Annotated in this window: 20 protein-coding genes; 8 read left to right on the top strand and 12 right to left on the bottom strand. The window is 46.3% G+C overall.

Annotated features, from left to right (window positions below):
* Window positions 1-258 precede the first annotated feature (258 nt).
* From tsf to WKT17_RS10545, 4 genes are all read right to left on the bottom strand, one after another.
* Window positions 259-1,197 carry a translation elongation factor Ts gene (gene tsf / locus WKT17_RS10560; RefSeq protein WP_173747487.1) on the bottom strand — a complete coding sequence of 313 codons (939 nt, stop codon included), beginning with the start codon at window positions 1,195-1,197 and terminating at the stop codon, window positions 259-261.
* A 29-nt stretch (window positions 1,198-1,226) separates the two neighbouring features.
* Window positions 1,227-1,967 (bottom strand): 30S ribosomal protein S2, encoded by a 741-nt coding sequence (rpsB, locus tag WKT17_RS10555; RefSeq protein WP_111919382.1) that lies wholly within the window; start codon window positions 1,965-1,967, stop codon window positions 1,227-1,229.
* Between the two features lie 175 nt (window positions 1,968-2,142).
* Entirely contained in the window at window positions 2,143-2,967 is an 825-nt protein-coding gene (locus tag WKT17_RS10550; protein WP_173747485.1) for an alpha/beta hydrolase, read from the bottom strand.
* Window positions 2,964-4,916, bottom strand: a complete 1,953-nt coding sequence (locus WKT17_RS10545; protein WP_173747483.1) for a fructose-1,6-bisphosphatase — start codon at window positions 4,914-4,916, stop codon at window positions 2,964-2,966. The genes WKT17_RS10550 and WKT17_RS10545 overlap by 4 nt, the downstream gene beginning before the upstream one ends.
* Window positions 4,917-5,081: 165 nt before the next feature.
* Here WKT17_RS10545 and WKT17_RS10540 point away from each other — a divergent pair, with 165 nt between their 5' ends.
* The 5 genes from WKT17_RS10540 (at window position 5,082) to WKT17_RS10520 (ending at window position 9,367) form a co-directional block, all read left to right on the top strand.
* Window positions 5,082-5,831: an ABC transporter ATP-binding protein gene (locus tag WKT17_RS10540; RefSeq protein ID WP_173747481.1), complete on the top strand. Its 750-nt coding sequence runs from the start codon at window positions 5,082-5,084 to the stop codon at window positions 5,829-5,831.
* Window positions 5,824-6,561 carry an ABC transporter permease gene (locus tag WKT17_RS10535; protein WP_173747479.1) on the top strand — a complete coding sequence of 246 codons (738 nt, stop codon included), beginning with the start codon at window positions 5,824-5,826 and terminating at the stop codon, window positions 6,559-6,561. Before WKT17_RS10540 ends, WKT17_RS10535 begins: the two co-directional genes overlap by 8 nt.
* 4 nt (window positions 6,562-6,565) lie before the next feature.
* Window positions 6,566-7,300, top strand: a complete 735-nt coding sequence (locus WKT17_RS10530; RefSeq protein WP_291681944.1) for an ABC transporter permease — start codon at window positions 6,566-6,568, stop codon at window positions 7,298-7,300.
* Between the two features lie 73 nt (window positions 7,301-7,373).
* Entirely contained in the window at window positions 7,374-8,048 is a 675-nt protein-coding gene (locus WKT17_RS10525; RefSeq protein ID WP_291681946.1) for a response regulator transcription factor, read from the top strand.
* Window positions 8,024-9,367, top strand: a complete 1,344-nt coding sequence (locus WKT17_RS10520; RefSeq protein ID WP_291681947.1) for a sensor histidine kinase — start codon at window positions 8,024-8,026, stop codon at window positions 9,365-9,367. The genes WKT17_RS10525 and WKT17_RS10520 overlap by 25 nt, the downstream gene beginning before the upstream one ends.
* Window positions 9,368-9,464: 97 nt before the next feature.
* Here the strand turns inward: WKT17_RS10520 and WKT17_RS10515 are convergent, their stop codons facing one another.
* The 4 genes from WKT17_RS10515 to glgB all read right to left on the bottom strand — a co-directional run bounded on the left by WKT17_RS10515 (window position 9,465) and on the right by glgB (window position 13,752).
* The gene (locus WKT17_RS10515; RefSeq protein ID WP_173747471.1) at window positions 9,465-9,881 is read right to left on the bottom strand and encodes a hypothetical protein; all 417 of its coding nucleotides are present in this window, start codon (window positions 9,879-9,881) and stop codon (window positions 9,465-9,467) included.
* Window positions 9,874-10,407, bottom strand: a complete 534-nt coding sequence (gene bilS, locus WKT17_RS10510; protein WP_173747469.1) for a flavodoxin family protein BilS — start codon at window positions 10,405-10,407, stop codon at window positions 9,874-9,876. The genes WKT17_RS10515 and bilS overlap by 8 nt, the downstream gene beginning before the upstream one ends.
* A 100-nt stretch (window positions 10,408-10,507) precedes the next feature.
* Window positions 10,508-11,398, bottom strand: a complete 891-nt coding sequence (locus WKT17_RS10505; protein ID WP_173747467.1) for a mechanosensitive ion channel family protein — start codon at window positions 11,396-11,398, stop codon at window positions 10,508-10,510.
* Window positions 11,399-11,418: 20 nt separating this feature from the next.
* Window positions 11,419-13,752 (bottom strand): 1,4-alpha-glucan branching protein GlgB, encoded by a 2,334-nt coding sequence (gene glgB, locus WKT17_RS10500; protein ID WP_173747465.1) that lies wholly within the window; start codon window positions 13,750-13,752, stop codon window positions 11,419-11,421.
* A 183-nt stretch (window positions 13,753-13,935) separates the two neighbouring features.
* Between glgB and WKT17_RS10495 the strand changes: the two genes are divergently transcribed.
* The 3 genes from WKT17_RS10495 to WKT17_RS10485 are packed head-to-tail and all read left to right on the top strand — an operon-like array spanning window position 13,936 to window position 17,986.
* Window positions 13,936-14,415, top strand: a complete 480-nt coding sequence (locus tag WKT17_RS10495) for a complex I 24 kDa subunit family protein (RefSeq protein WP_173747463.1) — start codon at window positions 13,936-13,938, stop codon at window positions 14,413-14,415.
* Complete coding sequence (locus WKT17_RS10490; RefSeq protein ID WP_173747461.1) at window positions 14,412-16,286, top strand: NADH-ubiquinone oxidoreductase-F iron-sulfur binding region domain-containing protein; 1,875 nt, start codon at window positions 14,412-14,414, stop codon at window positions 16,284-16,286. Before WKT17_RS10495 ends, WKT17_RS10490 begins: the two co-directional genes overlap by 4 nt.
* Window positions 16,287-16,297: 11 nt before the next feature.
* Window positions 16,298-17,986 carry a [FeFe] hydrogenase, group A gene (locus WKT17_RS10485; RefSeq protein ID WP_291681950.1) on the top strand — a complete coding sequence of 563 codons (1,689 nt, stop codon included), beginning with the start codon at window positions 16,298-16,300 and terminating at the stop codon, window positions 17,984-17,986.
* Window positions 17,987-18,104: 118 nt separating this feature from the next.
* Here the strand turns inward: WKT17_RS10485 and WKT17_RS10480 are convergent, their stop codons facing one another.
* From WKT17_RS10480 to WKT17_RS10465, 4 genes are read right to left on the bottom strand one after another with little or no spacing between them, the layout of a single operon-like run.
* A complete protein-coding gene (locus WKT17_RS10480) occupies window positions 18,105-18,692 on the bottom strand; it encodes an ATP-binding cassette domain-containing protein (RefSeq protein WP_173747457.1) in 588 nt (195 codons plus the stop codon).
* 2 nt (window positions 18,693-18,694) lie between these two features.
* Window positions 18,695-19,462, bottom strand: coding sequence for an ABC transporter permease (locus WKT17_RS10475; RefSeq protein ID WP_291681952.1), 768 nt, complete (start codon window positions 19,460-19,462; stop codon window positions 18,695-18,697).
* A complete protein-coding gene (locus WKT17_RS10470) occupies window positions 19,437-20,462 on the bottom strand; it encodes an ABC transporter substrate-binding protein (protein ID WP_291681954.1) in 1,026 nt (341 codons plus the stop codon). Before WKT17_RS10470 ends, WKT17_RS10475 begins: the two co-directional genes overlap by 26 nt.
* A 60-nt stretch (window positions 20,463-20,522) precedes the next feature.
* The gene (locus WKT17_RS10465) at window positions 20,523-21,770 is read right to left on the bottom strand and encodes a DUF1015 domain-containing protein (protein ID WP_291681956.1); all 1,248 of its coding nucleotides are present in this window, start codon (window positions 21,768-21,770) and stop codon (window positions 20,523-20,525) included.
* Between the last annotated feature and the right edge of the window lie 37 nt (window positions 21,771-21,807).

Raw genomic sequence — 21,807 nt, 5'->3', positions numbered from 1 at the left:
AAAAAGAGGGTATATCACTTTCGTAATATACCCTCAACACTCAATATCATCTGTTCCCTTCCGATAAATTAAAAACTACGCAAACTTCGCACACTCTGTTTCGTCAAATCTCTTGACGAATTTTCCGACGAAACTTTGACGAAAATCCACCCGATATTTTATGATAGATTTAAATAATTTACGAAAGGTTTAAAACTGCTTCAATCATACATAATTGCTTGATCTTAAGCACATTTCCAGACTTTATTCAATTTCAGATTAGTTTCCCATCTGTTTTGCAACTTCTTCAGCAAAGTTCTCTTCTTTTTTCTCGATTCCTTCGCCTGTTTCAAAACGAACGAAGCCTTTGATTGCAATCTTAGCGCCGTTTGCTTTAGCAACTTCTTCTACATACTTCGCTACGTTCTGTTTTCCATCTTCTGCTTTTACATAAACCTGGTCTAACAGACAGATTTCTTTTAATTCTTTGTTGATACGTCCGTTAATCATACCCTGGATAACTTTTTCCGGTTTCTGGGATTCTTTCGGGTCGTTCATAATCTGAGCAAGCAGAATTTCTTTTTCATGTGCAATGTACTCTTCGCTTACCTCAGAGCTGTTTGTGTACTGTGGCTTTAAAGCTGCAATCTGCATAGCTACGTTTCTAGCCATTTCTTTTACAGCATCGTTTACAACATCAGTTTCAACGTCTACCAGAACACCGATTTTTCCACCCATATGTGTGTAAGAAGCAACGAATCCGTTTTCTTCTGTCACCTTAGCGAATCTTCTGATGTTCATGTTTTCACCAATAACAGCAATCTGAGCAGCCAGTGCTTCGTTTACTGTCTTTGTTGTATCAAATTTCCATGTAGAAGCAAGGAATTCTTCCGTTGTAGCAGCCTCTGTTTCCATAGCAGCTTCAGCAACCTGAGCAACATATCCCTGGAAAGTATCGTTCTTTGCAACGAAGTCTGTTTCTGCATTTACTTCAACAACAACTGCGTGTTTTTCATCTGCAGATACCAGAGTCTGGCAAAGACCTTCTGCTGCAATACGGCCAGCTTTTTTCTGAGCAGTTGCAAGACCTTTTTCTCTTAAAAATTCTACTGCTTTATCCATATCGCCTTCTGTAGCTGTAAGAGCCTTCTTACAGTCCATCATACCAGCGCCTGTCATTTCTCTTAATTCTTTTACCATTCCTGCTGTAATAGCCATTTTCATTTCCTCCTGTATAATAGAAAAAATTATTCTTCTACAGCCTCTTCTGCTTCTTCTGTGAAGATTTCTTCAGCGTCAGCAGCTTCGCCCTGATTTGCTTCAATAACAGCGTCTGCCATTTTGGAAACAATTAATTTTACGGCTCTGATAGCATCGTCATTTCCTGGAATTACATAGTCTAATTCTTCCGGATCACAGTTTGTATCAGCAATACCGATAAGTGGAATACCTAATGTGTGAGCTTCCTGTACACAGATTCTTTCTTTTTTCGGGTCTACGATAAAGATAGCATCCGGAAGTTTCTTCATTTCTTTGATTCCGCCAAGGTTTTTCTGTAATTTAGCCAGTTCTTTCTTCAGGTTGATAACTTCTTTCTTAGGAAGAACATCAAATGTTCCGTCAGCTTCCATAGCTTCGATTTCTTTTAATCTTGCGATTCTGCTCTGGATAGTTTTGAAGTTTGTCAGCATACCGCCTAACCATCTTTCATTTACATAGAACATACCGCATCTTTCAGCTTCTGTCTGGATAGCGTCCTGAGCCTGTTTCTTTGTACCTACGAACAGAATTGTACCGCCATCAGCAGCGATGTCAGCGATTGCTTTGTAAGCATCGTCAACCATACCTACAGATTTCTGTAAGTCGATGATGTAGATACCATTTCTTTCTGTGTAGATGTACGGAGCCATTTTAGGGTTCCATCTTCTTGTCTGATGTCCGAAATGAACACCTGCTTCCAGTAACTGTTTCATTGAAATAACGCTCATTTTTTTCTCTCCTTTTGGTTTACACTTCCACCTGCTTCTTCACCTCCGGGACTTTGTAAGCACCGTCCATTGGTATTCACAGGCGTGGTTATTTTCTTCATTGCGCTCGGCAACGCCTGTATTATAGCATACTTGTCCCTGTCATTGCAAGGATTTTTTTGCCGCATACGGTATTTTACAGGCCAAATTTCCGCAAAAGCCAGGATTTCAAAAGCGGAAACCAGCTTTCACACCCTTTTTCAGAACCGCTGCCGTCTTTTCTGCGGATACTGTCCACAGCCAGGGACAAGCCGTGCTCTCCCGTGGGATAAAGATGATATTCCAGAGGAATTCCGGCTCTTCCAAGCGCCTCTGCAAAACGAAAAGAGTTCCAGAAGGGAACTGTCTTATCCTCAAAAGTATGCCACAAGAAGGTTTCCGGCACCTGTTCTCCCACTTGTTTTTCCAAAGACATCTCTTCTTTTTTCGCCTCATACTGTTCTCCCAGCAGGTTCTGCAGGCTGGGCACATGGGCAATGCTCTCATCTGCACTAATAACCGGATAGCACAGAATCAGTCCGTTTGGCTGCAGCAGTTCTCTGGTACACGAAAAGGCTTCTCTTACAAATTTTTCATCCCAGAAAACACCATAACTGGCTGCCAAATGTCCTCCCGCTGAAAATCCCATAATCAGAATTTTATCCGGACTCACCCGCCACGCTTTGGCATGTTCCCGGATATACTTCACACTGGCTGCCACCTCCAAAAGAGAAGTGGGAAATACGGCCGGAGCACAGGAGTATCTGAGAATGGCTGCATGGTATCCCATGGCATTAAACTGCAGGGCTACCGGCTCGGCCTCCCGGTTGGAGGTCATGGCATAAGCACCTCCCGGACAGATAAGCACCAAAGGTCTGATGTCATTTGGCGCCTCGTCCAGATAATCTCCTAAAATATACGTTGTCAAATGAGTCTCGGGCGCAGAACCCTCTACCTGAATAGGAATTTCTTCGTGTCTCATGATTTTTCTATCAGCAGGCCGTCTCTGTACGCTGCCAGAAGTTCCTCCAGCTCTGCTATCCTTTCTTTTAATTTCATACCAATATCGGTTTCTCCCACGGTTTTGCGCTTCACGGTGCGCTTCACCAGAATACTGTCTGAGAGAATATCGCTTTCCTTACTAATGGCGTCTGCCGCAGAAGTAAATGGTTCATGGGCGGCCAAAATCATCCCCCAGGAATTGTAAATCAGCGTATAACCTGCAATCCCCGTTTCTTTCTGGTATGCTCTGGAAAATCCGCCGTCAATAATCAGCAGTTTTCCGCCGCATTTAATGGGGCTTTCTCCCGCCCCGTGGTGTACCGGAACATGGCCGTTTACAATGTGGGTACATTCTCCTGTCACATGGAACTCCTGTAAAATCCGGTCCGCCACCGCTTCGTCTTCCAGAAATTTATAGTAGGCATTTTTATTCTCTTTATGCGTTTCCTCTTCTGCCAGAAAATACCGTTCAAAGGTTGCCATTTTATCTTTTCCAAACAGCGGCGAAGAGGGACTGCTCCAGATAAACCACAGAATGTCCTTTCCTTTCTCCTTTTCCCGTTCATCCACAGCTACAAAGGCCTTCCGCACATAAGTTTCCAGCACGTCGTACAGTTCTTTTCCCTTGTAAACCTTATCGTATACCTGAATTTCCTTAAACGTGCCGTCTTCATTTAATGGAATACAGCCGTGATACAAAAGGTTTCGGTTGTAAATTTTATACATACTGCCCTTTTTCAGAAGAAGCTGCATATGCCGCTGGAGTTTTTCGCAGTTTACAAAAGCAAAAATCAGCCTTTCCACTACTTCTTTTTCTTCTTTAGACAACTCGTAAGGATTGTCCGGATCAATGGTAGGAAAATGATTGTCCATCAGCTTATAGGTCTTGCGGTTTAAAGTAATGGTTCCTTCGGTATAATCAATATCATCCAAAAGCGCCCTGTCTGCCATACCAAATTCTCTGCGGCGCATAAGGAGCTGTCCTTCCAGTTTGAACTGAATAATGGAAATGGCCTTGTGCATTTTCATGTTCAAGTCCTGCTCCACCGGATTCAGGGTATTGTGTCCCTTGATTTTAAAACAAATACAGGGGTCATCCTTATAATAAGTAAGGGCAAAGGTCGCCAGGGGCAGCAGGTTGATACCATACCCGTCCTCCAGAATATCCAGATTCGCATACCTTGCACAAATCCGCACCACCGTAGCTACACAGCAGGCCTGTCCCACCGCTGCCCCCATCCAGACAACATCATGGTTTCCCCACTGAATATCCAGGGAATGATAATTTTCCAGCTTATCCATAATCTGATGAGACCCCGGCCCTCTGTCGTAAATATCACCCAGGATATGCAGATGGTCTACCACCAGTCTCTGAATCAGCTCTGCCAGGGCAATGATAAATTCTTCTGCTCTCCCGATGGCAATAATGGTGTGGATAATCTGCTCATAATAGGATTCCTTATCCGTAATATCCGGCCGCTCGGTAATCAGTTCTTCTATCACATAAGCGAAATCTTTCGGCAAAGCTTTGCGCACCTTAGATCTGGTGTATTTAGACGCTGTTTTCTTACACACTTCAATGAGGCGGTACAAGGTGATTTTATACCACTCCTTCCTATCATGTTCCTGCTTTTTAATGAGATTCATCTTTTCTCTGGGGTAATAAATCAACGTGGCAAGACTTTTCTTGTCCTGCCGGCTCATGGTGTGGCCGAATACCGTGTCAATTTTTCTCCGCACAGAGCCGGAACCATTCTTTAACACATGGGAAAACGCTTCATACTCCCCATGGATATCTGTCAGAAAATGTTCTGTGCCTTTAGGCAGGTTTAAAATCGCCTGCAGGTTGATGATTTCTGTAGAGGCCTTGGCTATGGTAGGGTAAAGCTCTGCCATTCGTTCCAGGTATTTCAGTTTCATATTATCCATTTTCATTTCCTCATTTATACTTTTGACTCATTTTTTTGTCTTATATGTTGTATTCTAACATAGATTTTTGGAAACCGAAACAACTATCTTTTTTCTTTTTCCTTATAATTTCCTTAAAAAGAAATGTTATGCTGGCTTCAGAAAAAGGAAAGCGAGGAATTTTATATGCATGATTTTGTTATAGAAACAAAACACCTGACAAAAATTTATGGGGAACAGACCGTGTTGGAAAAAGTCAGTCTCCATGTAGAAAGAGGAAAAATCTATGGTCTTCTGGGGCGAAACGGAGCCGGGAAAACCACGCTTATGAAACTGCTGCTGGGTCTGGCTTCCCCCACAGCCGGAGAGATAAAAATCTTTCAAAAGCCCATAAAAGGACACCAAAAACAGCTTTATCCCCATATTGGCGCTATCATTGAAGCGCCAGGCTTTTATCCCAATCTGACGGGAACCGAAAATCTGGAGATTTTTGCCCGGCTAAGAGGACTCAAAGACCCTCTGGCTGTACAGGAGGCTCTGCATATCGTAGGGCTGCCCTACAGGGACAAAAAACTGTTTGCCAAATATTCTCTGGGTATGAAGCAGCGCCTGGGCATTGCCAATGCGCTTCTGCATAACCCCAAGCTGCTGATTCTGGATGAACCAACCAACGGCCTTGACCCTGTGGGCATTGCCGAACTACGGGATTTTCTGAAAGATTTAAGTGTCAAACAGGGCAAAACCATCCTGATTTCCAGCCATATTCTCTCGGAAATTTCCCTGTTGGCAGATGATATTGGGATTCTCCACCGAGGCGTCCTTTTAGAAGAGGGCAGTCTGAAAGAACTGGAGGAGAAAAACCAAAAGCAGACGACTGGTGGAAACACACTGGAAGACTATTTTAGAAAAATCACAGGAGGAAAAGGCATTGCTTAAACTGATTCAAACAGAATTCTGGAAACTACGTCGCAAAAGCCTGTTTTGGCTTATGCTGCTTACGGCTCTTCTCATGCCGTTTTTTGCTGTTATCTATTTCCGTTCCTTTGGAAAAACAGACCTTGATCCCTTGCTGTTCTACAAGTGGTCTGCGTTTGGCTATACAGTTTTTATGATTTTGCCCTTTATTTTGGGTATTGTCTGCACCATACTCATGCACGAGGAAAATCAGGCTCATGTACTGAAACAGCTTTGGATAATACCTATCCCTAAAACGGCCTGTTTTTTCAGCAAATTTTTTATAGTTTTGATGTATTCCTTCTGCTTCATGCTGATAACAGCGGCTGCCTCCGTTTTGTTCGGTATCGCCTCCGGTTGTGCCCCTTTTCAATGGGAAAGCATTCTGTTTCTGTTGAAAAAATGTCTGGAAATCGCTGTTCTGTCTGCATGTTCTATACTGCCGATTCTGGCTGCTGCTGTTTCACAAAAGGGATATGTCCTGCCGGTTTGTATCATCCTGCTTTATATTTTCTTTGGATTTTTTATCCTGCCGGTAAATCTCTATGTACATCCCATAGCCAGTCTCTCTGCCATTCTTGCCAGAGAGGGAAAGATTCCGGGACTGACTCTTACGCAAACCATTTCTGTTCCGTGGGCGCTTCTTTGTATCGGCATTTGGGGTACTGCTTCTGTCTTCTTTGCAACAATTTCTTTAAAGAGAAAGGGGTGAACATATGAAAATCTTCCTTTGGGCAGAATGTCAAAAACTCCGCCGCCTGAGCCTTTTACTGCTTACGATTTTTGCTGTCTGTGGGATAGCCTTCATGGTTTTCATCGGCGGAAAAAGCACTGATTATGGTCCCCCTTATCTGGAAGAAGCCGGCTGGTATATGACCATGACCCAGCCATGGGCCACCCTGCTGGTACTTCCGGCAGTGATTGCCCTGTTGGGGAGCTATATGATTTGCCGGGAAGCGGAGGATGACACTTTAAAATCCCTGCTGCTGGTTCCTGTCAGCGAAACCAGGCTGACTGCCGCAAAAATGCTTCTTACCTTTGTCTTCAGTATTCTGCTTTATTTGTTGCTTTTTGCCATCACGTTTTTAGGCGAAGCTATTCTCCATATCCACGCGTTGTCAACAAATATGGTTCTGCATTTTCTAAAATCCTACTTTTTGGAGGGTATTTGCGTATTTTTAGCGGTGTCCCCTGTCATTGCGCTTGTAGCTTACTGGAAAAAAAGCTATTGGCTGGCTCTGGTTCTGGCCGAAATATACTCTTTTGCCGGCCTGTTTACAAGTATGTCCAATACGCTCAGGACTTTTTATCCTGTTTCCGCAGCGCTGGGAATTGCCGGTTACTATGAGACCACTGGCCTTGCCAGAATACAAAGCAGTCTGGTTCTGCTTGCCTGCGGAGGCATTTCCGTTTTGATATTAAGAAAACTCAAACATGGCAGGGATGAATAAAAAAAGAGAATACAAAGAAAAAATGTGGTACTATTAAGAATAGAAATTATATGAAACACAAGAGGGAACTAAAATGGCAAAAATATTAATAGTAGATGATGATTCTGATATGCTGGATTTAGTGCGCAGGGCTCTGGCAAAGGACGGTCATCAGATTCATACCGAAACAGACGGACAGAGGCTTTCGCCGGAACGCTGTCAGCAATACGACCTGATTCTGCTGGATGTTATGATGCCCGGTGAAGATGGATTTTCCGTGTGCTGCCGTATCCGCACCGAGGTGGACTGCCCCATTCTTTTTCTGACCGCCAGGACAGAAGACGCCGCACTGGTACAGGGCTTTGGATTAGGCGCAGACGACTATATCAAAAAACCTTTCAGTCTTGCAGAACTGCGGGCGCGGGTAAATGCTCATATCAGGCGGGAAAGTCGCCTGCCCGCTCATATTCTGAAACGGGGCGGTGTGCGCTTTGATATGCAGGCAAAGACGGCCTTTGCACAAGAGCATGCTCTGCCTTTTACAAAGGGAGAATATGCCATCTGCGAATATCTGGCTCTGCATGCCGGACAGGTCTTTACCAAAGAACTGCTTTATGAGGCCGTTTTCGGCTTTGACGCAGAGGGAAATTCCTCTGCCATTGCAGAGCATATTAAGAATATTCGCGCAAAACTAAAAGTCTGCAGTCTGAATCCTGTGGAGACAGTTTGGGGGGTGGGATATAAATGGCGAAAAGACAATCCTGTATAAGCCTGTCCCTGGTTCTGTTGCGTTTTGCCGTGACTATGCTTGCAAGCATGCTCCTGTGCGTTCTGCTCTGGCTTGGGGTTCTGACCCAACTGCAAAGAACCGGAATCATCTACCATGGCTCTGTGTCCAACCAGCAGGCTGAAAAAATGCTGGCAGAGAAACCAGACGCTTTCCAAACCCCGAACAGCGATTTTCTTCCTGCCTATGGATGGTTTGACCCGAAGGGAAAGGTACTGGAAAGCAATGCGTCCAAAAAGGAGCTGCGCCTTCTTACCAATGTTCTGCAGCAAAACACCAATGACATTCATTTTTACCGCTATACTTACCCCGACGGCACCACCCTTATGCTGCATTGGTACTACAGAAGAGAATTTGTAAATCCCCTGCTGCGCCGCTCACTGCCTCCCTTTGAATACCTGTGGTGGGCGATTCTTGGAATTTTCTGGGTTCTGTGTCTGCTGCTGAATACGCTGTGGCTGGGCCGCCGTCTCAAGGAAAAGCTGAAACTGTTCAGCCAGGTCAGCAGAAAAATCGGCGCCCGGGAACTGGATTTCCCCCTTCCCCATGCAGGTATCCGGGAGTTTGACCAGGCCTTACAGGCCATGGATAACATGCGGCAGGAATTGTCCCGTTCTCTGTCTGCCCAGTGGACGGCGCAACAGGAACGAGAATCGGAAATTGCCGCTCTGACCCATGATCTAAAGACACCCCTCACCTTAATCGGAGGCAATGCCGAACTTCTGCTGGAAGAAGATTTGCCCCCGAACAGCCGCAAAATGGCTGAAACCATTGGCTCTGCCAATGACCGGGCCATCTGGTATGTCACAAGCCTGCTGGAAGTATCCAAAGGTGCTGAGGAACCCTTTGTTTCTTCCAGCCTGCCCCAACTCTTTGAGGAGCTCTGCCGCAGCGCAGAAGCTCTCGCTGTTTCCAGAGGCATTGCCCTTAGAACAGAGCATCATCTAAAAGGAACTGCCAATTTACAGAAAGACCGCCTGCTCCGGGCCTTTCTCAACGTGGTGCTCAACGCGGTGGAACATACACCTCCGGGAAAAGCGGTGTTTTTGGAAGGCCTGGAGACGAAAAACAGCTGGCAGATAAGAGTCTCGGATGAAGGTTCCGGCTTTAGCAAAGGGGCGCTGGCGCATGCCACGGAAAGACTGTGGCGTGACGATACTTCCCGAAGTGCCAATTCCCATCACGGACTTGGTTTGTGGTTTGCCGCACAGGTTATAAAGGCCCATGCCGGAACCTTAAACCTGAGCAACACTCCCTCCGGCGGTATGGTAACCATTAGCTTCTCCAGCGCTTCCAAATAAAATACGGCGCTGTCACATGAAACAGCAATCCGGGACATCTCCCATCTGCATTTCATGTGGCAGCGCCGTTATGTACTTCATAATACCAAGACTTGCTTCAGCTTTTTTTCACAAATTCTGCCCCGCATTTCGGACAGCGGACACTGATTTTTCCTTTTCCTTTGGGGATTCGGATTTTTTGTCTGCACTGAGGACAGGTATAGATATGGAAATCCTTTCTCTGCTCCTGTATATACTTGGTTCTGCCAAAAAAGCGTTTTACCTTATTCTCCAGGCTCAGATATTTCTGATTCTCTGCATACCGCTTCTGAATATTTCTGGAAAACATCCGATAATAAATCAAAACAATTAACAAAGTTTCCCAGGAACTCATCACAATACTGAAATATCCGTTTCTCACAAAGAGATTCAGGCCTGCACACACTATCAGTACAATCAGTAAAAACATATTCAGGCGGTCTGTGCCGTACCTGCCATACATAAACTTCGCCAGCATTTCTCTCAACTTATTCATAACTCTGCTCTTCCCTTTCCAGCTTTTCATAAATGTCTTTCACAAATCTCTGTGCTGCCCGCAGGTCTTCTGCATCCGGGTGCAGCATAGCCATATCAAAGTTGTGCAGCATGGCATTTACCATTTTTTCATTCTCCGCATTTTTCATGCGTCCGTATTTTTCTCTTACGGATATGGGCATTTTCCCCTGACACATATAGGCTCCCAGATATTCGTTGTCATCTTCAATAAAGACCCTGATATTTTCTTCAATTTTCTTATAATAGTCCGGGTTGTTGCCCATACCACAGGTTCCGAAAAGGGCAATTTTCTTTCCCTGCAGACTTCCCAGATAATCCAGAACCTCCACACTTGCGCTGCCTCTGTCTGTCCAGAAGCCAATAAAGTAAATGTCTCCCATTTCATAATTTATCTGCCCGTCCAAAGGTGCAATGTCCTTGCACTGTCCGGGAATCGCTTCAAAAATCGCTTTTGCCAGCTTCTCTGTATTGCCGGTTCTGCTTTTATACAACACCTGGGTTTTCATATTCATCCGTCCTTCCATTGTCTGTTATAGTGTTATTGTATCACCAAACCAATGGAAAAAATATTTCTTGATTCTTAAATATTCTAAAGACTCTATAAAGTCAGTGTTCTTTGATATGAACATCCAGCTGAGGAAAGGGAATTTCAACACCTGCTTCGTCAAAAGCCAGTTTAATTTCCTCGTTGAGCCGCCACTTGGTCGCCCAGTATTCCTCTGTTTTCACCCAGGCCCGCAGCCCTAAAATTACACTGTCTGCTGCCAGTTGGTCTACAAACACCTGCATTCCCTCTTCTGACATAATACTGGCATCTTCTTCAAGGAGGCCCTGCAGAATCTGTTTGGCCTTTCTCAAATCTGCCTGGTAAGAAATCCCTACCTTGATTTCCAGCTTTCTGCTGTCTTTTGCTGTTACATTGACAATACTGGAATTCGTCAGGGTTCCGTTTGGAACTGTAATTCTCCGGTTGTCCACCGTGGACAGTGTAGTGTAAAACAAGTCAATTTTGACAACGGTTCCTTCCTGATTTCCCGCATTTTCAATAATATAATCTCCTACGCTGAAAGGCCGCAAAATCAGAATAATCACACCGCCAGCCAGGTTGGACAGACCACCCTGCAAAGCCAGACCAATGGCAACACCACTGGATGCCAGAAGTGCGGCAATGGACGATTCCTTTACCCCAAAGCTTGTGGCAATGCTTACAATCAGAAGAAAATACAGCGCAGCCTTTACAAAAGAGGAAACAAATTGTATGACGCCTGTATCTGCATTGGCCCGGTTCATAGAAGCAGCAATCAGTCTGCATATTTTATGAATCAGCTTGCTGGCAATGATATAAACTAAAATAGCCAGCAGAACCCTGCCTACAAAGTTTCCGATAAGGGGCAATTTTTTCTCCCAATAATCCCATGTCACATATTGTTTAAAAAAAGCATCAATGCTTTCGATTTCTAACGGTTCTGTCAATGCGTCTGTTAAGAGTATTCTCATACACTCCACCTTTCTGTACTTTATTTTTCAATTTTCTGTTTTTCAGCTTTTTCCCATTCTTCCTCCATAGTCTTCTGAAGCTGTCTCCGCACTTTGGACACCGGCACTCTTACAGATGCTGCAGGTCTTTTTCCGGTCTTTTTAGGTTCTGCCTTTGTATAAGAAAATATCTGTACAGCCAGCGGCGCTACCTGAATCGTTATGGAATAAGGCCGCTCATCACATTCCGCCTTTTTGGCAGTTTTTACCCTGGGATTTCCCATACCGCTGCCGCCGTAAGCCTCCTTATCACTGTTAAAAATTTCCTTATATTTTCCGGGATAGGGAACACCCATCTGATACGCTTCATAATCCACTGCCGAAAAATTGCATACGGCAACCAGGGTATTCTCCTCCCTTTCCCCCTTTCGGATAAGGGTCAGCAGGTTTCTCTCTGCGTCCATGTGATTAATCCATGCAAAGCCTTCTGTTTCGTAGTCCTTTTCGTACAGGGCCGGCTGTTCCCGGTACAGCTTCCAAAGGGCTTTCACATATTCCTGCATTTGTCTGTGGTCTGTTTCTTCCAGCAGATTCCAGTCCAGCCCCCTCTGCTCAGACCATTCTCTCTCCTGGGCAAATTCCTGTCCCATAAACAACAGCTTTTTCCCCGGATGTACCAGCATAAAACCGTAAGCAGCCCGAAGATTTGCCATTTTTTTCGCCTTATCTCCCGGCATTTTGTTTAAAAGAGAACCTTTTCCATGTACCACTTCGTCATGGGAAAGACTTAGCAGGAATTTTTCACTGTAGGCATACACCATACTGAAAGTCAGTTCATCATGGGCGCCACCTCGGAAAATAGGGTCTTTCTGCATGTAATCTATAAAGTCATTCATCCAGCCCATATTCCATTTATAATCAAATCCCAGCCCCTCTTCTTCCACTTTACCCGTAATCTGAGGCCAGGCTGTGGATTCTTCTGCAATCAGCAGCACATCCGGATGTTGTTTCTTAAACACAGAATTCAAATGTTTCAAAAATTCCACAGCTTCCAGATTTTCATTACCTCCGTAAATATTGGCAACCCATTCCCCGTCGTTCTTGCCGTAATCCAGATACAGCATGGAAGCCACTGCGTCCATGCGTATTCCGTCTGCATGATACTTCTTTGCCCAGAACAGGGCATTTGCAATGAGGAAATTCTTCACCTGCGGGCGTCCATAATTGTAAATCAGCGTGCCCCAGTGAGGGTGCATGCCCTGCCTTGGGTCTAAGTGCTCATAGAGACAGGTTCCATCGAAATGAGACATACCGAAAGTATCCTTTGGAAAATGTGCAGGCACCCAGTCTAAAATCACACCGATTCCCTGTTGGTGCATGTAGTCCATGAAGTACATGAAATCCTCACAGCTTCCATACCGGCTGGTAGGGGCATAATATCCAGTGACCTGATAGCCCCAGGATTCGTCCAGAGGATGCTCCATAACCGGCATCAGTTCCACATGAGTATACCCCATTTCTTTCACATAGTCTGCCAGCATGGGAGCCAGTTCCCGGTAATTATAAAACAGTCTGCCCTCTTCTTCTGGTTTTCTCCAGGAGCCCAAATGCATTTCGTATACAGCCAAAGGCTTGTCCTCCCGGTTTCTCTGTCCTCTTTCCTTCATCCACTGGTCATCCTGCCACTGATACTGATTCAAATCCGCAACCACAGAAGCGGTTTTCGGCCGCACCTCCGCCTGATTGCCATAAGGATCTGCCTTTAAATACACCAGAGAGCCTTTGGCTTTCACTTCATATTTGTAAAGGGCTCCCGGTTTGACTTTCGGAATAAAAAGTTCAAAAATCCCGGATACATTCAGACGATTCATCTGATGTACTCTTCCGTCCCATCTGTTAAAATCCCCTACCACACTGACACGCATGGCATTGGGCGCCCAGACAGCAAAATAAACGCCCTCCACCCCGTGAAGCTCCATGGGATGTGCCCCCAGTTTTTCATAAATATCATAACAAATGCCTGCTGCAAACTGCTGCTCCTGCTCTATGGTAATCTGCTTTTCAAAAGCGTACGGGTCATAAATTTTTTCCTTTCTGCCGTCTTCATACACTGCTTCATATTTATATTTTGGAATCTTATCCCCCGGAAGCAGTACAGAGAAAAATCCCGTCTCGTCTTCCATCTCCATTTCATACTCTGGTTTCCCCCTGCCAAGCAGCACCTTTACCTGCTGCGCTCCCGGCCGAAAGCACTGTATCAAAATACCGTCCGGCGTTTTCCTGGGTCCCAGAATCCGCTTCGGCTCGCTTTCTTCCGAATATACCACAGCCTCAATTTCCGGCCAATCCATCATATCATATAATCTTTCAGACATATACACCCTCCTTTTTTTCATTTTATCATCAAACCATTCCCTTGTAAAGTTTAAGAATAATGACTAATTTTTTATTTTTAGTCGAAAAATTGTTGTGCATTTTCCATATATAAGATATAATATAAACAACTTCGCTTATCTATTTTGGCGGTGTATTGACAATGTATGAGGAGGTATGCAATCATGCTCGACCAAAGCTACTATGAAAAAACTGACGAGATTATTGAATTCTATGGCCGAAAAGCAAGTTCTCTGATTCCCATTATGCAGGATATTCAGGCAGAATACCGTTATCTGCCCGGAGAATTGCTGACCTATGTGGCAAAGGAAATCGGTGTCCGTGAGGCAAAGGCGTACAGCGTAGCCACTTTCTATGAAAACTTTTCTTTTGAACCCAAGGGAAAATACATCATTAAAGTCTGCGACGGAACAGCCTGTCATGTCCGTAAGTCCATCCCAATTCTGGAAGCCCTGCAAAAAGAACTGGGACTCAGCAGAAAAAAACACACCACTGACGATATGCTCTTTACCGTGGAAACGGTATCCTGTCTCGGTGCCTGCGGTCTTGCCCCTACCATGACGGTCAACAACGAAGTCCACCCATCCATGACGCCGGAAAAGGCGCTGGAATTAATTGCGGAACTGCGAGGTGACAATGTATGATAATTGAAAACAGAGATGCCTTATTAAAAGAACGGGAAGCTGCCCAAAAAGAAATCGACGCTTACAAGTGCAGAATCCTGGTATGTGCCGGAACCGGCTGCGTAGCCTCAGGTTCCGAAAAAATATACAACAAAATGCTGGAACTGTGTCAGGATTTAGAAGGAGTGTCCGTGGAATTTCAAAAAGATGTTCCTCATATCGGCGCTGTCAAAACCGGATGTCAGGGAATTTGTGAACTTGGCCCTCTGGTGAGAATCGAACCCTGCCATTACCAGTATGTGAAAGTACAGGAAGAAGACTGCCAGGAAATCTTCCAGCGCACGGTTTTAAAACAGGAGCCTGTAGAACGGCTGTTTTATAAGAAAAACGGAGAATCCTACGCAACTCCCGATGAAATTCCTTTCATTGCCAAACAGACCAGAATCGTATTGGAAAACTGCGGTAAATTCGATGCGGAATCTCTGGACGAATACATAGCTTCCGGCGGATACGACGCCCTTGCCAAAGCGCTCTTTGACATGACACCGGAGGATGTTTTAGAGGAGGTAGACCAATCTAAGCTTCGGGGAAGAGGCGGCGGCGGTTTCCCTGCCGGAAGAAAGTGGAAACAGGTGGCAGCCCACAAAGACGTACCGGAACATTTTGTGGTATGTAATGGTGACGAGGGCGACCCAGGTGCTTTCATGGACGGCAGCGTAATGGAAGGCGACCCTTACCGCTTAATCGAAGGTATGACCATTGCCGCTTACGCAACAGGGGCACAAAACGGTTATATCTATGTTCGCGCAGAATATCCTCTTTCTGTAGCCCGTCTGCGTCATGCTATTCGCCAGGCGGAAGAAAAAGGACTCCTTGGAAATCACATTCTGGGAACTGATTTTTCTTTCCATATGCATATTAACCGGGGCGCCGGCGCTTTCGTCTGCGGAGAAGGCTCTGCCCTTACCGCTTCTATCGAAGGGGACCGCGGTATGCCCCGTACCAAACCGCCAAGGACTGTTGACCAGGGTCTGTGGGCGAAACCAACGGTTTTAAACAATGTAGAAACTTTTGCCAATGTACCCGGTATTATCTTAAAAGGAGCCCAGTGGTTCAGAACCATCGGCACTGAGGGGAGTCCGGGAACTAAGACGTTCTCCATCACCGGTTCCATTGAAAACACAGGACTTATCGAAGTTCCCATGGGAACCACCCTGCGGGAAATTATTTACGACATCGGCGGCGGTATCAAAGGCGGCGGAGACTTCAAAGCCATTCAGATTGGCGGTCCCTCCGGCGGCTGTCTCACCAGTGAACATCTGGATGTAGGGCTGGATTTTGACAATGTAAAGAAATACAATGCCATTATGGGCTCCGGCGGCCTGGTAGTTATGGATGAAAACACCTGCATGGTAGAAGTAGCCCGCTTTTTCATGAGTTTCACCCAGAGAGAATCCTGCGGAAAATGTGTTCCCTGCCGGGAAGGCACGAAACGCATGCTGGAAATTCTGGAACGCATTGTAAACGGAGAAGGAAAGCTGGAAGATTTGGATACCCTGGAGGAACTGGCCTCTATGGTAAAGGGCATGGCGCTGTGCGGTCTTGGAAAGAGTGCGCCTTTGCCGGTTATCAGTACATTAAAGACCTTCCGCAAGGAATACGAGGAGCATATTTTGGAACACAAATGTGCGGCGAAAAGCTGTACTGCCATGAGACGCTATATCATCAATCCCGAATTCTGTAAGGGCTGCGGCAAATGTGCAAAGAACTGTCCTGTGGGAGCTATTACCGGCGTCCGCAAGGAAACTTACCACATCAATCCGAATCTTTGTATCAAGTGTGATTCCTGCCGGGAAAACTGTGCATTTGATGCAGTTTATGTTGAATATTAGGAGGGACTATTATGGGATTTATGACAATAGACGGCAGAAAGGTAGCGTTTACCGATGAAAAAAATGTCCTTTCTGTTATCCGCAATGCCGGCATTGATTTGCCAACGCTTTGCTATCATTCGGAATTATCCATTTTCGGTGCCTGTCGCTTGTGTACCGTAGAAGATGACCGGGGACGCACCTTTGCCTCCTGCTCAGAAGAGCCAAGAGACGGCATGGTGATTTATACCAACTCGGGAAAAATCAAAAAATACAGAAAAATGATTGTGGAACTGCTGTTGTCTGCACATTGCCGGGACTGCACCACTTGTGTAAAAAGCGGCGAATGTGTGCTGCAGGATTTGGCACACCGCATGAATATTACTTCCGTGCGTTTCCAGAACACCAGAGAGCCGCGTCCTTTGGATGACAGTTCTCCTGCGCTGGTAAGAGACCCCAATAAATGCATCCTCTGCGGAGACTGTGTCCGGGCCTGCAGCGAACTTCAGGGACTGGGGGTGCTGGGCTTTGCGCACCGGGGTACGGACGCCATGGTTATGCCTGCTTTTGACAAACCCCTGTCCGCCACGGATTGTGTAAGCTGCGGTCAGTGCCGGGTCTTCTGTCCAACCGGAGCCATCAGTATTAAAACGCAGATGGACGAGGTTTGGGACGCCATTGCAGACCCCAATACCCGTGTAGTCGCACAGGTCGCTCCCGCTGTCCGGGTTGCTGTGGGAGATGCTTTCGGTCTTACCCGGGGCCACAGCGTCATGGGCAAGCTGGTGGCTGTTCTGCACCGCATGGGCTTTGATGAAGTTTACGATACAGCCTTTGCCGCAGACCTTACCATTATGGAAGAATCCAAGGAATTTCTGGACAGAGTGGAAAAAGGTGAAAATCTTCCTCTTTTTACTTCCTGCTGTCCCGCATGGGTGAAATACCTCAGTGACCAGTATCCGGAATTTAAGGATAACCTTTCCACCTGCCGTTCTCCTCAGGGTATGTTCTCTGCTGTTATGAAGGAATACTACCGTGACCCGGAGAAAAATCAGGGCAAGAAAACGTTTGTGGTATCCATCATGCCGTGTACCGCGAAGAAAATGGAAATTCTCCGCCCCAACAACTTTACCAAAGGGGAACAGGATACTGATGTGGTTATTACCACTACAGAACTCATCCGCATGATTCGCAATTCCGGCATTGAATTCTCTACACTGGTTACGGAAGCCTGTGATATGCCGTTTGGATTCGGCTCCGGCGCCGGCGTTATCTTCGGTGTTACCGGAGGTGTGACAGAAGCTATGCTGCGCCGCTTTGCGGACCGCCACGACAAAGCCACCATGGACAGCGTTGCGGAAGCAGGTGCCAGAGGCGAGGACGGTATCAAAGAATTTACCGTTACCTATAAAGGCACGCCGCTGCATGTCTGCGTCGTCAGCGGATTGGCCAATGCCCATACCGTTATGGAAAATATCCGAAGCGGCAGAAAGCAGTACCACATTGTGGAAGTTATGGCCTGCCGCAGGGGTTGTATCATGGGCGGCGGACAGCCTCCGAGAGCCGGCAGCCGCACGAAGAGCGCCAGAATGGAGGGTCTGTATCAGGCAGACAACGTAACCAGCATCCGCAAGGCAGACGAAAATCCATTGATTGTCTCTCTTTATGATGGACTTCTGAAAGGAAAAGTGCATGAACTGCTTCATGTAGATGAGTATTGAGATGAATAGATAAACGAGACTGCTGTAGAAAGAAACAGACCTTTTAAGAGGCACAGGAATATGTCTTCTTGTGCCTCTTTACATCCAGGATTATTTCCTTTTCGCATACTTGTGAATCTCAAAGTTCTAAAATTTCCGCTCCCAGGATTTCCGCTTCTTCCTTTTCATGGGTAACGCAAAGTACAGTCTTTCCTCTGCACTTTTCCCGCACAAAGGCCAGCACCTTATCCTTTGTTTCCCTGTCCAGTCCCTTAAACGGCTCGTCTAAAAACAATATATTCCAGTCTGCATACAGAGCTCTTAAAAGGGCCGCCCTTCGCTTCATACCCCCGGACAACTCTTTTACCGGACGCTTCCCCCAGCCTTCTAATCCCACTGCCGAAAACCCGTCTTGCAGCTGCTGCAAAAAGTCCCTGCTTCTGCCTTTCCCTCCCTTCTGTACCAGGCGAATATTGGCTTCTGTACTGAGATTTTCGCACAGCCTGTCCTCCTGAAAAACAGCGCTGATTCTTTTGTTTTCCAGTCCTGTAATCTCTCCGCCATCCGGCTTTTCCAGTCCCATAAGGATTCTAAGAAGCGTGGTTTTCCCTTTTCCTGAGGCTGCCATAACACAGGTGGTTTTCCCTTCCGGAATTTCTGCGCAGAAATTTTCCAATACCTGATGCTCTCCATAGGCTTTGTTCAGATTTGTAATTTGGATTCCCATACCTATCTCCTCTCCAGTTTCCTTACGCCCCAGTCAATGACTCCCAAAAACACCTTCTCAAACAGCAGACTGATCACAATAATGACCACCGTCCAGGCAAACAAATCCGGCGTGTCCAGATACACCTTTGCCTGATATAAATGCTCTCCAATAGAGCCGTCAGGGATTCCGATAACCTCTGCCGCTACTCCCGCTTTCCAGCAAAGTCCCAGAGCCACACAACAGCCGGAACGGAAAAAGGGCAGCACCTGCGACAGATAAATATAGCGGATTTTTCTCATCCGCGAGACCTGAAATACCTGCGCCATTTCCAACAGCTTTTTATCCACACTTTCTATCCCCTGGATCACATTGGTATAAACCACCGGAAAAACCATAAAAAAAGAAATAAATACGGACAGATTCTTTGAAGGTATCCAGATAAGCACCAAAATCACAAAAGACGCTACCGGAATGGATTTCATGGTAAGCACCAAAGGCGCCAGAAGTTCCCGTATTCTGCAAAAACCAAAAGAAACTCCTCCCAGTACCACCCCCAGGGCCGTACCCAGCAAAAATCCGCTGACAATGCGCAGGACGGAAAACGCACAGGACAGCCAGAATGTACTTTCCCATACCAGTGTTTTCAATCTCTGTAAGACAGCAACAGGAGATACCAGAAGTATCTCCTGTCCGATGGCTATACTGGCTGCCTGCCAGATAAGCAGCCAAAATGCCACTGCCCAGAGCCGGATTTGCCTTTTTTTATTTTTCGATATAATAGAAATCATCTCCCGGCACTGCGCCTCCTACCGCCTGTGGGTTCTGGTTTTTCAGCACCTCCAGATAACCGGAAAGCTGCTCCTTCATATCCTCGCCATCCATATATACAATGTTACATTCCGGCAGGGCTTTTTCTGCAATTTCTGCAGTAACAATGTCATATTTTCCTACCAACTGGGCTGCTTCTTTCGTATTCTCGTTTACATATTCCACAGAGTCCTCGTAATGCTCCAGAAAATCTTCCACGGCCTGGGGATGTTCTTCCACAAACTCTGTGCGGGCTACCACAACACCGGTAATCATACTGCTTTTTGTATCTTCCCCGGACTGTACCTTTTCCCATTCTTCCGTCAAATCCAAGGCCGTACGGATAGCCGGATTTTTGGTCTGGGCCGTGGTCACAAAGGGCTGCGGCAGCATGGCAATACCGTTTTCCGTACTGGAAATTGCTGCAACACACTCAGAATGTTCGCTTTTCCACTCGATGGTTACGCCTTTTTCCGGGTCAATTCCGTTTGCAGACAAAATATAATCCAGGGCATACTCCGGTGTAGAGCCCTTGCCGCTGGCATAAATGGTTTTTCCTTTTAAATCCGCCACAGACTGCACACTGTTCCCATTCTCCACAAGATACAGCACCCCAAGGGTATTCACAGCCAGAACCTGCACCTTTCCCTCTGTTTTATTATAAAGTACAGAGGCCAGGTTTGCCGGAACCGCAGCAATGTCCGTTTCTCCCTGCACCAGCTTTGGGGAAACCTCATCTGCAGAAGCGGCAATGGAGAACTGATAATTTTCATCCGTCAGCTTTCCCTGCTCCGCTTCATCCATAAACTGCACCATCCCCATAGCGGTAGGCCCTTTTAAGGCTGTAATGTTTATATCGACAGGATTTTCTTTCTGTTCTTCTTCTTTTTCTGTGTCTGTAGCTGCTTTGCTGCCGCACCCGCTTATGGATACTGCTGCCAGAGCCACAGCCAACAGCATGACCGCCATCTTTTTCTTCATGTTTGTCCTTCCTTTCTCTCCTGTAAAATCCAGTATTATTTTTTATTTTACCATACAAAATCAGCAGCCGTCCATAGCTATCTTATGGATAAGGAGTCCGCTGCGCAGCTTTGGCTCAAACCAGGTGGATTTCGGCGGCATCAGCCTTCCTTCATCTGCTGTTTCCATGATTTCCTCCATAGTAACCGGATACAGGGAAAAGGCTGCTCCGCCCTGCTTTTTCACCTGTACTTCCAGTTCTTCCAGCCCACGGATACCTCCCATAAAAGAAATTCTCTTATCTTCTCCCGGCTTTTCAATGCCAAGTATGGGAGCCAGTACAAGATTTTGCAGCACAGCCACATCCAGACCCTCTACCGCATCCTGAGGCCGAAATGCTTCCATAAGTTCCAGCTGATACCAGCCATCGGGCAGACAAAGCCCAAAACTGCCTTTTCTCCTTGGTTTCACCGGACCTGCTGTCTTTGTCACAGAAAAATATTGTTTCAGCGCTTCTAGAAAGTCCTCTCTTTCAAGCCCGTTTAAATCCCTTACCACACGGTTGTAATCCAGAATTTCCAGTTCATCGGAAGGAAACAAAACGCTGAGAAAATACTGGTATTCTTCCTTTCCCTTCTTATCCGGGCAGGCTTTTCGCATTTCCAGGGCCGTCTTTACAGCCGAAGCTGCTCTGTGGTGTCCGTCTGCAATATACAGAGCCTCTGTTTTCAAAAAAAGCTGCTGAATTTTCTCTATAGTCAGTTTTTCACGGATAATCCAGACTCTGTGTCCAATTCCATCCTCGGAAACAAATTGATATACCGGTGCTGTCCGTTTGCGGATTTCCAGGAGTCTGCGAAGCTCCGCTATGGGGCGGTGTACCAGAAACACTGGCCCTGTCTGGGCTCCGCATGCCTGTATGTGGCGAATACGGTCTGCTTCCTTTTCCGGTTTGGTGTTCTCATGACGCCGGATAACCTGCTGCAGATAGTCTTCCGCAGAAGCGCAGGCTGCAATTCCCGTCTGTACATGGCTGCCCCGTTTCAGTTCATAAATGTAAAAACAAGGTTCCTTCTCTTCGATAAAATCCCCTTCCCGGATTCGCTGTTCCAGAAGTTTTGCCGCTTTTTCGTAAACTTCCGGGCTGTACATATCCATATCCGGCAAAAACTGCGTCTCCGGACGGTCTATGGCAAGAAAGGAGTGTGGATGTATCTTGGTTTCCTCTGCCGCCTCTTCTCTGTTGTACACATCATAAGGCAAAGCCGCAATCTCTGCCGCCTTTGCCGCAATAGGACGAATTGCCCGAAATGGTCGGATATCTGCCATAATTTTTCCCCTTTCACAAAATGTCAAAAGAGGTTCC

The sequence above is a fragment of the Blautia sp. HCN-20427 genome, from assembly GCF_037890365.1.
Classification (GTDB): domain Bacteria; phylum Bacillota; class Clostridia; order Lachnospirales; family Lachnospiraceae; genus Blautia.
This window is presented reverse-complemented; position numbering and strand designations above follow the sequence as displayed.